General features: G+C 35.6%; 10 protein-coding genes. 8 read left to right on the plus strand and 2 right to left on the minus strand.

The window, feature by feature from the left end:
* Nucleotides 1-411 precede the first annotated feature (411 nt).
* Together L2586_RS13965 and fabG are read right to left on the minus strand one after the other, a co-directional pair.
* Nucleotides 412-1,806 carry a hypothetical protein gene (locus L2586_RS13965; protein ID WP_235293531.1) on the minus strand — a complete coding sequence of 465 codons (1,395 nt, stop codon included), beginning with the start codon at nt 1,804-1,806 and terminating at the stop codon, nt 412-414.
* 13 nt (nt 1,807-1,819) lie between these two features.
* The gene (fabG, locus tag L2586_RS13970) at nt 1,820-2,560 is read right to left on the minus strand and encodes a 3-oxoacyl-ACP reductase FabG (RefSeq protein ID WP_235293532.1); all 741 of its coding nucleotides are present in this window, start codon (nt 2,558-2,560) and stop codon (nt 1,820-1,822) included.
* Nucleotides 2,561-2,792: 232 nt separating this feature from the next.
* Between fabG and L2586_RS13975 the strand changes: the two genes are divergently transcribed.
* From L2586_RS13975 to L2586_RS14010, 8 genes are all read left to right on the plus strand, one after another.
* Nucleotides 2,793-3,665, plus strand: coding sequence for an alpha/beta fold hydrolase (locus tag L2586_RS13975; protein ID WP_235293533.1), 873 nt, complete (start codon nt 2,793-2,795; stop codon nt 3,663-3,665).
* A 161-nt stretch (nt 3,666-3,826) separates the two neighbouring features.
* The gene (locus L2586_RS13980; protein ID WP_235293534.1) at nt 3,827-4,450 is read left to right on the plus strand and encodes a hypothetical protein; all 624 of its coding nucleotides are present in this window, start codon (nt 3,827-3,829) and stop codon (nt 4,448-4,450) included.
* A 50-nt stretch (nt 4,451-4,500) separates the two neighbouring features.
* Nucleotides 4,501-6,069: a hypothetical protein gene (locus L2586_RS13985; protein WP_235293535.1), complete on the plus strand. Its 1,569-nt coding sequence runs from the start codon at nt 4,501-4,503 to the stop codon at nt 6,067-6,069.
* A gap of 1 nt (nt 6,070) precedes the next feature.
* Nucleotides 6,071-7,009 carry an alpha/beta fold hydrolase gene (locus L2586_RS13990; RefSeq protein ID WP_235293536.1) on the plus strand — a complete coding sequence of 313 codons (939 nt, stop codon included), beginning with the start codon at nt 6,071-6,073 and terminating at the stop codon, nt 7,007-7,009.
* Between the two features lie 4 nt (nt 7,010-7,013).
* Nucleotides 7,014-8,507, plus strand: coding sequence for a sodium:solute symporter family protein (locus tag L2586_RS13995; RefSeq protein WP_235293537.1), 1,494 nt, complete (start codon nt 7,014-7,016; stop codon nt 8,505-8,507).
* Between the two features lie 4 nt (nt 8,508-8,511).
* Nucleotides 8,512-9,504, plus strand: a complete 993-nt coding sequence (locus L2586_RS14000; protein WP_235293538.1) for a 3-oxoacyl-ACP synthase III family protein — start codon at nt 8,512-8,514, stop codon at nt 9,502-9,504.
* 4 nt (nt 9,505-9,508) lie between these two features.
* Entirely contained in the window at nt 9,509-10,978 is a 1,470-nt protein-coding gene (locus L2586_RS14005) for a class I adenylate-forming enzyme family protein (RefSeq protein ID WP_235293539.1), read from the plus strand.
* 152 nt (nt 10,979-11,130) lie between these two features.
* Nucleotides 11,131-12,996, plus strand: a complete 1,866-nt coding sequence (locus L2586_RS14010; protein WP_235293540.1) for a glycoside hydrolase family 97 protein — start codon at nt 11,131-11,133, stop codon at nt 12,994-12,996.
* Nucleotides 12,997-13,058 lie beyond the last annotated feature (62 nt).

Consider the following 13,058-nt stretch of genomic DNA (forward strand, 5'->3'; position numbering starts at 1 on the left):
CGATAATATATCTTTCACGATCTTCTTCTTCAACACGATATGCTCTATATTCAATAATACTCGGAAAAGAAACTTACCATGCCGGTGCGATGCACCTCTTATATTCTATTCATTCCATTCTACTCACAAATTCGGTCCGATGGACCTTTGAAAACAACTTGATAGTATCACCTCAAGTGAGTCTATCAATATGGTGAGATAGGATTCTAATTCAAATACTAGCTCCAGAGGAGCGACACCTTAAAATTTATCCCGCAAAAAACGCAGATTTCCGCAGATACACATAAACCACTTGATTGTATCACCTTAAGTAAGCCTATCAATGTGGTGAGGTTCTCGCATCAATTATTATCCCACAAAAAAATAACGAAGATGGTAGTTGTTGATTATGAACTCTTCCTTTCGAAAACCTCACTTCATATGCTTCTTCATCTTATCGATGTACTCGATTAACTCCTTATCCAATTTTTCTTTCTGAACTGCAGAGTCAAGAATCATATCCTTTAGGTTTTCGTTAAATTGGTCTTGATTTATGATCCCTTCTTGATGTCTAGAAATTATATAGTAAATATCGATGATGTTAGACGACTTGCCTAAGTAAGTCTCCTTATTCCTTAGAGTTAGCAATTTGTACTTTTCAATATACTGAATAATCTCCGCATGCCTTTCCTCAATAAGTAATGCCCCTAGGAAGGCTGAAAAGAAACGGTGCCATCTAAAGCTCAAGATTTTCTTATGGTAAACATTAAAAAATAGTCGTCCTTTAATAATAGCCTCTTTTACTTTGCCAGTCTTACTTAAACATCGGATATGATTAGAAACAAACCCGATCGTAGCATGAAAATTCTTATTAGACTTAACCTTGAAACTAGACTTCTCTATTAATGAAAGTGCCTCCTCGTATTTTTGGTTCTTAATTAATACATTGTTCAAATTATTCAGATAAATAACTGAATCAGGATTTAATTCTAATTCCTTAATGGATAAATAACCATAATGAATAGCTTTCTCTCGATCTCCCAATTTATCAAACAAGATGAGCATGTTACCATAGTGATTAAGTAATAACCTCTTAGAATAATTCTTTCCAGTTTCAAAGAACAATTCCGCTCTCAGAAAAATATCCTTTAACTCATTTAACCTATCATATTTTAAACTCACAAATGAAATTCTTATGAGTGCCATATACCTATTCTGCCCATCTAACTTTTCATCTTCATAGCATTCATGCAACCATTTTAACCAGCTTAACCCCTCCCCTTCTTCAAGGTTAGATGCACCAATAATATCAAAGGATATTTGATGCATTTTCTCATAGACCAATTTAGACTTCTCATAATTGAATTTTTCCTTTTCGATGTATGTATTCACGATTTGATAATCATCATACCGCATTCGAATTAATAGAAAATGCCGGAAATGCAGCAGAAGATTGTAGAATTCTACAAAGTAAAAAGAAGTGCTATCAAATTTCTTTAAGGAATTAAGCAGCCGTTTTTCTTCTTCTTGGCTTATGCTGTCTAACAATACGTGTTTCTTTGCATCAAGTATCCATTCTAGTTGCTTATCGACATCGATGGAATCAAGCTTCCTTCTCATCCAAGAGAGAAGATGAGAATATTTTCTTTTATCAATGGAAAAATCAAAAGCCTTAGGATGGGTAAAGTTGTTCGAGTTATAGGCTATAATTTTAAGAATAGACAACTTTTCCTCGTCTTCCATTTTCTGCTCCTGCAATAAATAAGTGGTTTCATGGGGTAACAATGAATTCGCATAGACCTGAATTTTCTTAAGTTTTTGCTTCATCCATTCTATTTTTTTAGATCACTAGCCCTCCATCTACACAAAGCGTCGTCCCTGTAATAAAAGAAGCTTGATCTGATGCTAAAAAGTAATATGCGTTAGCTATATCTTCTACTTCTCCTAGGCGCTGTAGAGGTGTTTTTGCTTTTATTGAATTAATATATTCTTCTGGAACCGTCTGAACCATCTCCGTATTGATATAGCCTGGAGCTATTGCGTTCACAGTTATTCCTTTTCTTCCAAATTCTCTTGCCCATACTTTAGTCATTCCTATTACTCCACTTTTAGCAGCAACATAATTCGTCTGACCGAAATTTCCATTATGTGCTACGACAGATGATGCATTTATTATTCTACCATAACCAGCTTCAGCCATAAAAGGGGAAATCACTTTAGTACAATTAAAAACTCCCGTTAAATTAACATCGATAACCATCTGCCACTGTTCTGGTGTCATTTTCTTTAATGATGAATCTCTTGTAATCCCAGCATTATTAATCAGAACATCTATGCGTCCATACTTTTCAAAAACGGCTTTGGTCGCAGTTTCTACCTCACCAATCTTACTTGTATTTACTATATAAGTTGTTGCTGATCCACCTTTAGATTCAATAGACTGCTTAACTAAATCTGCTGATTCGATATCTAAATCGTAAATAACAATTGTTGCTCCAGCATCAGCAAATCTCAATGAAGTGGCCTTGCCGATTCCATTTCCTCCTCCTGTAATAATGACTACCTTATTCTTGAATTCCATAACTTATGTATTTTTATTTTCACAATGAATTTATCATATTGAAATCAAGAAAATAAGATTTATGAAATTTTTGAATCATGGACTATTTAATATTTATCATTAAATATATTATATAAATATCAGAATTACAGTAGTTAAAATCAAAATATTTAGCTATTGACTTTATGTATTCTAATTGATATATCTTATCATTTATAACTTAATGGTAAATTGTCATCAGAAAATTTATAAAATGGAGAGCTTGTACTCATATGCAAAAGAAATATTAGTTAATCAACAACATCAATTTTGCTATGTTGATATTGGTAGTGGTGACACGACGCTTGTATTCCTGCACGGTATGGGTTCCAATTTAGATAGCTTCCAAAAGAACATTGCAGTTCTTAAAAAGGATTTTAGGTGCATACTAATAGATCTTCCTGGATACGGGAAAACACCCAAAATTGAAAATGAAACCTTTAGTATTGGAAAATCTGCTGAACTGATCGCTGAATTACTAGGAATTTTAGATATTAAAAAAATCGTATTGATAGGTCATTCTATGGGAGGTCAAATAGCTATAAAATTGACCAATATAATCCAAGAAAAATTATCACGTCTTATCCTCTTGTCCCCAGCAGGAATAGAACAATTCAATCAAAAAGAAGAGGAATGGCTGTCGGAAAAAGTCACTGTAGAATCTATGGTCAACCTTTCTGAAGCGGAGGTAGAAAAAATGGTACGCTATAATTTTTACGATCAAAATATAGATATAGATTCTATTATATCCTACCGCACACAGTACTTAGAAGATCCAAATTTAAATAAACAGTATTGCACAACTATTGTAGAAAGTCTGCTAAGCATGGTTAGAGAAAAAGTTCTCATAGACATTGCGAAAATCTCTATCCCTTGCCTAATTATATTTGGTGATCAAGACAAATACATACCACATCCTTCTTTACACCAGGACATGACCATTAATGATGTTATTAAAAAAGCTACAGAATTAAATAAGGAAATTGACACTAAATTACTTCAAAAATGTGGTCATTTCCCTCAATGGGAAAAGAATAACGAAGTAAATTCAGCCATTATTAATTTTACTAGTAAATATAGTCAATAGCTATATTGTTACGTATATAATCTTGATATTCAATCTATTATAATTTAAATATGCAATATTTGATCGAAAAGTCAATATTGTAAATTTTAATTTGGACTATGATTCCAAATGAAGCATTATCTATCTTTGAAAAAAATTATTAATTATAATCTGTAATAACAATGAAAAAAATATTAAAATTTACTTTCCTTTTGGCTTTATCGTTTTCGCTAGCAACTTTCACTGCTTGCACAGATGATGAAACTTGTTCTGACGGAATTCAAAATCAAGATGAAACGGGAATAGATTGTGGCGGCGCATGTACTGCTTGCATAACTTGTGAAGATGGAATACAAAATGGTGATGAAGAAGGAGTAGATTGTGGAGGTTCTAATTGTGATGTATGTCTAGTAGGTGCTCATGGATCATGGGAGTCTTCTGGAGATAATGTTGCGCCTCTTTTAGCTGGTTTTGTTTCTAAATTGGTCACCGAATTCAATACCGATGGAACTTATACCGTAACACAAACCGATCTCGGAGGTGCCGAAACTGAATTAAAAGGAACATATACCCAATCAGAATCTTCAGTAGATGGAATATGGGACATTGTTTTAAATCAATCATCTCCTAACCAACTAACGGCAACTGGGATTTTCAAAATCACAGATGATCTAATGGAATACGAAGTTGCTCAGACGGATCCAGCTATTGCGGGAGTAACAGCTCCGACAGCTTCTGCAGGTTTAGGAAGTACAAGTGGCGGTGCATTTGGCACAACTAACGTTCAGAAATTTGTAAGACTATAAATAATCTTTATTAAGGGGCTTATACAGTCCCTTAGTTTTAAATTTTACTTATGACTGCCGTAAAAATACATTTGCTATCTCTTTTTCTAATGTTCGGGTTAGGTATCCAAGCCCAGACTCCAGCTATTTATAATGAATTGAATGAAGCGCTGCCGGAAGAATCTAATAAGGAGTTTCAATTTATCGCATATTTCTATAATCATGTGATCAATACAAATGTATATCCTACGAGTGATTTCCTGAAAGGTCAAGTAGTTGGAAGACTCTTCGGTCAAAATACAAGTACTACATCGGATAGCCTGAGACCTATGTATTTTGAACAGCGAATTCTTCCTTTCTTTTTTTACTCGCCGAAACTTTTTGATGGCAGAGTGACTTTAAGAGCATCTTTCGAAATCGATTTTACTTGGGGAGATGGTTCTTACAGTACGGGAGGAAATTCGGGAGGAGCAATCAGTAGTGATTTTGTTAATCTGCAAACTCAGAACCTTGAGGTTGAATTAATCCCAGTAAAAGGCTGGAAAGTCAATCTTGGACTTCAGAGAATGTATGACACTCCTTATAATCCATACACTACTTTCTTCGAAAAAATGTTGAATACTTCTTATCGCTTAAATTACTGGGGCACTGATGCTGTTGGTGTTTCAGTAAGAAAAGATAATGACTTTTCAAGTTTTAAAGCTGGATTCTATCAATTATATGAGAATGCCATCCAACTAGACGATGACGTTCAATTGTTCGAATTCAACTATAGAAGAAGACTCAATACCAAGTTAAATATAGGAGGATCTGTCTATTATATTAGAGATAGAGGTAATGGTCAAGGAGGACCTTCTATTATCGGCCAAGGACTAAACAGTACACTTGCGGTATTCAACGGAGCTTATCGATTTCCATTCGGTTCGACCAACTACAAATCAGATATTGCATGGCTCGGTGGGTACTTCAGCTATAATGACGATATCCTTTCCGATAACTTATTCGCATCAGGTTATTTTAATTACAATCTGGGAAGCACGCACTTGAAACCTAATGAAGTTTGGGAAAAAGGTCCTACCATAGGAGGCTTTGGTTCGAACCTTAGATTAGGATATCGATACGATCAGACGGTTAATGATATTGTATGGTTAGACGCAACTTATACTTCTGGAGACCAAAATGGGATAGTCGATGATAAGTATTCAGGAGTTGTTACTGGCAACTCATGGGGAACTCCTGCTGCATTACATGTTAATCATGGTGGTTATTTGCTATTTCCGCACGCGAATGTTGTTAATAGATACATTGCAGCCGTTACAGATATTTCAAATATGGGTCTCGGTATTTCTGCAATTCATGTCAATGCTTCTAAAGATATTATCCCGCATAAGTTCAGTACCAAAGTAGGAATGGCTGCTGGATGGAGTAATGCAATTCCAGCTGGAGGAGGAAAATTCATTGGAACAGAAATCAATGCAAAATTGGCGTATCAACTTGGCGTATTCATGAGTGTAGAACTACATGCCGCTTATCTTAATTTGGGAAATTTTTATGACAGTTCCATCGTGAACGGAGGAATAGACGGACGTCCTGCTAATCCTTATACTGCTTTCATTTCCTTTAAATGGTTAATGTTTTAATATGGAAAAAATCATAAGTATACTCATATTAACAGCATTTCTGACTGGCTGTACTTTGGAGAAATCAATCCCTCAGATTGATACTTTTGATGAGATTGAATATCCATACGAGGTAAAAAAACAAGAATTATCAGATGGGAAATCTATTGCTTACATGGAAGTAGGCCAAGGTGATCCAATTATTTTCATTCATGGTCTAGGTAGTTATGCTCCAGCATGGAAGAAAAACATTGACCAACTTTCTAAGAATTACAGATGCATTGCCATTGACTTGCCTGGATATGGAAAGTCAAGTAAAGGTAAGTATGAGGCCAGCATGTCTGCTTACGCCGATAACATTTCAGAATTCATTACGCTATTAGGACTTGAAATAGTTACACTCGCTGGACATTCGATGGGTGGTCAGATATCCATGATGACAGCTTTAGCTTATCCAGATCAAATCGATCGATTGATTCTAATTTCACCAGCTGGGTTTGAAACTTTTTCGCCAGGTCAGAAACAATGGCTCAGAGATATTTTAACCCCACGTGCTGTAAAATTGACAACAGTAGATAATATCATAGCGAACATGGGAGCGAACTTCTACAAAATGCCTAAAGACGCGAATTTCATGATCACCGATCGAATTGCAATGAGAAAGGCGAAAGGTTTCGATGCATACTGCTATATCATTCCTGAATGTGTGAAAGGAATGGTGGATGAACCTGTGTATGATTATCTAGATAGAATTAAGCAGAAAACGCTGGTTGTCTTCGGTGATGATGATAATCTGATACCGAATCGATTCCTTAATGCTGGAAAGACTTCCGAAATAGCAAAAAGCGGTTCAGATAAAATAGAAAATGCAACATTGCACCTTGTTAAGAAAGCGGGACACTTTGTGCATTTCGAAAAATCTGATGAGGTCAATGGTCTTATCTCTAACTTTTTAAATTAAGATAGTGGGATTAGCTTGGACACTATTTTTAATCTACTTAGTAGGCACGAGTTATCTTGGCTATCTCGGTTCTAAGCAAACCAAAGATTTCAGTAGTTTCGCCATAGGTGACGGAAAAATGTCTCCGATAGTAGTTGGAATTACATTAGCTGCCAGCACGGCTTCAGCGGCTACATTTATTGTCAATCCAGGTTTCGTATATGTACACGGTCTTGCTGCATTTATGCACTTAGGGCTTGCAGTATTCATCGGAATCATCTTTATGCTCTTCTTGCTTTCGTATAAGTTTAGGAAAATAGGTGCGGAAAATAAGGCAGTAACGATTCCTGGTTGGCTCGGGAAGAAATACAACTCAAGAAACTTTGCGATTTACTTTTCGATTATCAATCTTTTATCTTTTGCATTTCTAGTTTTATTAGTTGGTGGAATATCCATCGTTATGCAGCAATTATTGGATATCAGTAATGTTACGGCGCTCATTATCACGCTAGTTTTCGTTACAGGCTATGTTATCATGGGTGGTACATATGCACATGTCTTTACTAATATGCTCCAAGGTTCGTTGATGATTATTGTGACCATAATTGTAGTTGGTTCCGGTCTATATCTAATGGCAACAAACCCAGATTTTTTCGAAATCATACGTAATTTAGATCCTAATCTTCTAACTTTAACCAATCCAGAAAGCAACCTCTACAACAGCTTTTATTCCGTTTACGTTTCTGGTTTTTTAATTGGGGCAGCTTTGGTTTGTCAACCACATATCCTGACGAAAGCACTTTATGTAAAAGACAATAAGGATGTCACGAAATATTTAATCGTTTTTGTCATTGTTTATTTTCTGTTCACTTTGTTGCTCTTAGCTGGATTCTGGGCTTTAGTCGAAGTGCCGCAAGAATTATTACAAGATGCAAGCACTGAAAAATTCCGTCAAGATCTTGTAATGACCCAATACCTTAAAACAAGTTTTCCAGAATGGTTATTCACCGTCATTAGCATTGTTCTTCTTGCAGCGGCGATGTCTACCTTGGATGGATTATTAGTAGGATTATCTACGATCACTTCTAATGATTTAGTGATTAATTTACTAGATAAATTCTCAACGAAGAAAAGAGACTTAGAAAGCAAGTATAGAATTGCATTTAGAGCAAGTCATATCGTGTTAATTGTGCTGGCTTTCCTAACATTTTTGGTCACATTAAACCCACCTAAACTGCTAGGAATTTTTGGACAATTTGGAGTGTATGCTTTAGTACTTTGCTCATTGCCACCGCTACTTAACGGTATCTATTTTAAAAAACCGTCCTTAGCAGTTGTTTGGTTTTTTAGTGTATTCGCCCTAGCCATTCATCTTGTCTTATACTTTTACGGTCAAGAAATCTGGCCAGATAAGGGTATTGCATTTAGTAATCCGGCAGTACCTGCAGGAATTGCAATCCTTTGCTCTACCCTTCCCTCATTGATCATCAATTATTTTTTAAAGAATAAAACCATCTGACTTAATGTTTCGAAATGCAAGAATAGTATCAACTGGATCTTATGCTCCAGAGAACATTGTACCGAATAGCTACTTTGACAAAACATTAAATACTAATGTTTCAGATTGGTTAGAAGAAGTTGTTCAAATAAAAGAACGAAGATGGGTAAGTGAAAACCAGACAACTTCTGACCTCTGTTACGAGGCAGCGATTAATTGTCTTAAAAATGGAAATATATCAGCCAGTGATGTCGATTTAATCATTATTGCAACAGATACACCTGATTTCATATCTCCGTCTACAGCTGCCATTGTTCAAGATAAATTAAAAGCAACTAATGCTGGAACCTTTGATATTAACTCAGCATGTGCAGGATTTGTAACGGCACTAGACATTGGCGCAAAATATATAAGAGCAGATAAACAATATAACAATGTGCTCGTCATCGGTGGGTATGCTATGAGTAGGCACCTTAATAAGTCGGATAAGAAAACAGTTACTTTGTTTGCTGATGGAGCTGGAGCCGTATTATTACAGAGCGTAGATAGTGAAGATGCAGGATTTCTAGCAAGTGAATTAAAATCCATGGGTCAATATAATGGATATATGGGCGTCTATGCTGGTGGAACTGCCCAACCTGTAGATGTTAATGCCATCGAGAACCATGATCACAAATTGAAATTCGTAAATAGATTTCCCAAAGAGATTAATCCAACTACTTGGTCTGAAATGGCACTTACATTGAATGAAAGATTAGGTGTCCAGAGTGATGATGTAGACATGTACTTTATAACCCAGCTGAATATCAACAGTATTTGGGAAATGTTAGATATTTTAGATGTTCCAAAAGAAAAAGCGCACACGATTATGCATCATTATGGTTATACAGGTTCAGCATGTATTCCGATGGCATTTCATGATGCATGGGAAAAGAAGCTTGTAAAACCAGGGGATCTTATTTATTTTATAGGTTCAGGTGGAGGCTTAGCTTTCGCTAGTGCTGCATTTAGATTATAGAATTATGAATTTAGATTGGTTTCAATATTGGTCATCGATTAATCCGGATAAAATTGCTTGTATAACTGTAGAAGATAACGCATCATATTCTTATCAATTTATTAATGATACAGCAATAAAATGGACGGCCTACCTTCAGCATGAATTAAAATTAAAGCCTGGAAGCAGAATATGCATGCTTGCTGAAAACTGCATAGAGAATATTATTCTTTTTTCTGTAGCGCAGAAATTAGGCGTTGTACTTATTCCTTTAAATTTTAGACTAAGCAAAAATGAAATCGATTGGTTAATACAAGATGCTAATCCTGCTGTTATCTTATACGATAAGAAGTATGAAACTCTAGTCGAAGGAAGTACTTTAGCATGTCAATTTTTGGGCTTAGAAACCATAAGTGATTTAGTAAAAGAAACAAGTTACACTCTTCACAAGGTTTCTTTTAATCTGGACGATACCTTATTTATTCTTTATACTTCTGGATCTACAGGTGTACCAAAAGGTGCTTTATATACACATAAAATGTTGTTTTGGAATAGTGTCAATACAGCAGTAAGCCTACATATCACAAGTGATACGGTCACTTTAAATGTAATGCCACCGTTTCATACTGGAGGATGGAATGTTTTAGTTACTCCAATTTTTCATCATGGTGGGAAGGTGATTTTAATGAAAAGATTTGTTGCAAATAAGGTTTTGGTAGAATTAGCAGAGCATAATTGTACACAGTTTATGGCTGTGCCAACGATGCTGAGAATGCTGTCTGAAGCGGAAAATTTCGATAGGATCAAGCTTCCTAATTTACCATACATTATTGTAGGTGGTGAATCGATGCCATTGAATTTGATTAATACTTACAATGAAAAAAACATTGACATCAGACAAGGTTATGGCATGACGGAAGTTGGACCGAATCTTACCTCTTTGCATCAAAAGTATGTTCTTGAAAAACAAGGGTCTATCGGAAAGCCCAACATGTATATTAACGTAAAACTAGTCAATGAAAAGGGTGAAATCGTTAAAACTGGAGAACGGGGCGAATTATGCTTTTATGGAGATTGTGTCACTCCAGGTTACTGGAATAGGCCAGATGCAACGAAAGACGCCATAAAAAATGGATGGTTTCATTCTGGAGATATCGCTACAGTAGATAATGATGGTTTTTACTATATCGTCGATCGGATAAAAAATATGTTTATTAGTGGTGGAGAAAATGTATATCCTGCAGAAATTGAAAAGGTTTTAATAAGCCATCCAGAAATAAAAGAAGCAATAATCATAGGCATCAAAGATGAAGAATGGGGCGAAGTGGGAAAAGCATTTCTTGTATGTGATTCTGAACTTAGGATTGAGGAAATTAAGAAATTCTGCTTACAATATTTATCCAAGTTTAAGATTCCTAAACATTACAGATTTGTCAAAGAAATCCCGAAATTAGACAACGGAAAAATAGATCGAAAACATCCAACTTTAAGCTAAAGATGGTCACTTTCGAATGATATCAATAATCTCTTTTACATCTGATGTCAATTACCATACATTAGGAAAAAATTAGATGTTTTTCAAAATTATTGGGAGTAGTAAGTTAATTAATTTAAATTCACTTATCAATCACCAGTTTGCAAAACTTCATGAATAAAATCATTCTCCTTTTTTTATCACTATTTGCTATCGTTAATAGTAATGCACAGATTCTAGAATCCGCAAAAACATTCTCAAGTCCGAATGAAATACTGAGCTTGACCATCCATCAGAAGAACGATGATCTCCAGCTAAGTATCGATTATAAAGGTCAAACTATAAAAGCCATTCTTAGCGATTATGGTTCTACAATTGGTAAAATAGATACTAAAATTGTCAATCAACCTTGGACTTCAATTATTGGTGAACGAGCAGAAATTCAGAATCACTTCCGTGAAATTACCGTTCCAGCTAAAGACAAAGAAGGAAGGAATCTTCTGATTAATTGCAGACTTTATGATGAATCTCTTGCTTTCCAATATCAATATGACGAAGAACAATTTAAAAATACAACCATCGAAGGAGATCCTCTACTGTGGACTTTTGATGGTAATTATAAAACATGGATAACAGAGCGATCACAAGGCGAATATCATGAATCATCCATCAATGAATTCAAGAAAAATGCAGAGCGGCCTATTTTAATTCAAGGAGGTGAAGATATTTTTTATGCAGTAGGAGAAGCAGCAGTTATAAATTACCCTAGATCAAAATTCCAGTCCTCGGCATCTGCAGATAATTCTCTCTCTGTAGTCCCTGAGAGCAGTATAAAATTGAGCGTAGCGTCTTATAAGTCACCCTGGAGATTTGTAATATTCGGTGATAGCCCTGGAGCAATTCTAGAAAAGAATTACTTATTAGAAAATCTTAATGACGAAAACCAAATCAGCGACCCATCGTGGATCCGACCAGGTAAAGTAATCCGAGAAGTGACGCTTACCACTACGGGCGGAATCGCATGTGTAGATTTTGCAGTAAAAAATGGCTTACAATATGTGGAATTTGATGCTGGTTGGTACGGTAATGAATATGATAATGCATCCGATGCTTCGACCATTACCATCGATCCGAACAGGTCAAAAGGGCCACTTGATTTGCATCGCGTTATCAAGTACGCTAAAGAACGAAATATCGGTATCATCTTGTATGTGAATAATAGAGCAATGCTTAAGCAGTTAGATCAAATTCTTCCTTTATACCAATCATGGGGAATAGCAGGTGTAAAATACGGTTTTGTGAATACTGGAACACAAGAATACAATGCTTGGCTTCATGATGCAGTTGTTAAAGCAGCTAATCATAAATTACTAGTTGATATTCATGATGATTATCGTCCTACCGGATTCTCCAGAACTTATCCGAATCTTCTAACGCAAGAAGGGATAAGAGGCGACGAAGAATCTCCTAGTGTCGAACATAGTCTGTATACAATTTTCATAAGAGGCATAGCTGGTGCAGCGGATAACACGAATTGTTATCTAGCACCGAGAGTAGTAAAAATTATGGGTGGAAAAGGTGCGCAGATGGCTAAATCCATAATGATATATAGTCCATGGCAATTTCTATATTGGTATGATCGACCGATGGAATCTCCAAGAAAGAAAGGTGGAGCTGGATCTTCTGAATCTGTATTAACTCCGGATATCGGGTATGAGTTCTATGCGGATCTACCTACCACATGGGATGAGATTAGAGTATTAAATTCCTCTATGGGAAACTATGGTACCATCGCAAGAAAGAAGGGAGACAATTGGTACATCGGAAGTCTTAATGCCAATGTCCAAAGAACAATAGCACTAGATTTTAGTTTTTTAGAACCTGGAAGTTCTTACGAAACAGTGATCTATTTTCAGGATGATCAAGCTTTAGAATCGAACGAAATTAAACGAACATACAAAGAGATTAATTCAAAATCAAAATTCCAACTTGATCTGCTAGCCAATACTGGTTTCGCCATGGTCTTAAAGAAGAAATAGTATTCTTTTTATAAGAATTGATAGATATTCTAAAAATACTTTTCGTACAGCTGCAAGACATG

The sequence above is a fragment of the Portibacter lacus genome (assembly GCF_021533215.1).
GTDB lineage: Bacteria > Bacteroidota > Bacteroidia > Chitinophagales > Saprospiraceae > Portibacter > Portibacter lacus.

Coding starts and splice junctions, on each gene's coding strand:
- L2586_RS14005 (WP_235293539.1), top strand. CDS start 9,509: ATGAATTTAGATTGGTTTCAATATTGGTCATCGATTAATCCGGATAAA.
- L2586_RS14000 (WP_235293538.1), top strand. CDS start 8,512: ATGTTTCGAAATGCAAGAATAGTATCAACTGGATCTTATGCTCCAGAG.
- fabG (WP_235293532.1), bottom strand. CDS start 2,560: ATGGAATTCAAGAATAAGGTAGTCATTATTACAGGAGGAGGAAATGGA.
- L2586_RS13985 (WP_235293535.1), top strand. CDS start 4,501: ATGACTGCCGTAAAAATACATTTGCTATCTCTTTTTCTAATGTTCGGG.
- L2586_RS13980 (WP_235293534.1), top strand. CDS start 3,827: ATGAAAAAAATATTAAAATTTACTTTCCTTTTGGCTTTATCGTTTTCG.
- L2586_RS14010 (WP_235293540.1), top strand. CDS start 11,131: ATGAATAAAATCATTCTCCTTTTTTTATCACTATTTGCTATCGTTAAT.
- L2586_RS13965 (WP_235293531.1), bottom strand. CDS start 1,806: ATGAAGCAAAAACTTAAGAAAATTCAGGTCTATGCGAATTCATTGTTA.
- L2586_RS13990 (WP_235293536.1), top strand. CDS start 6,071: ATGGAAAAAATCATAAGTATACTCATATTAACAGCATTTCTGACTGGC.
- L2586_RS13975 (WP_235293533.1), top strand. CDS start 2,793: ATGGAGAGCTTGTACTCATATGCAAAAGAAATATTAGTTAATCAACAA.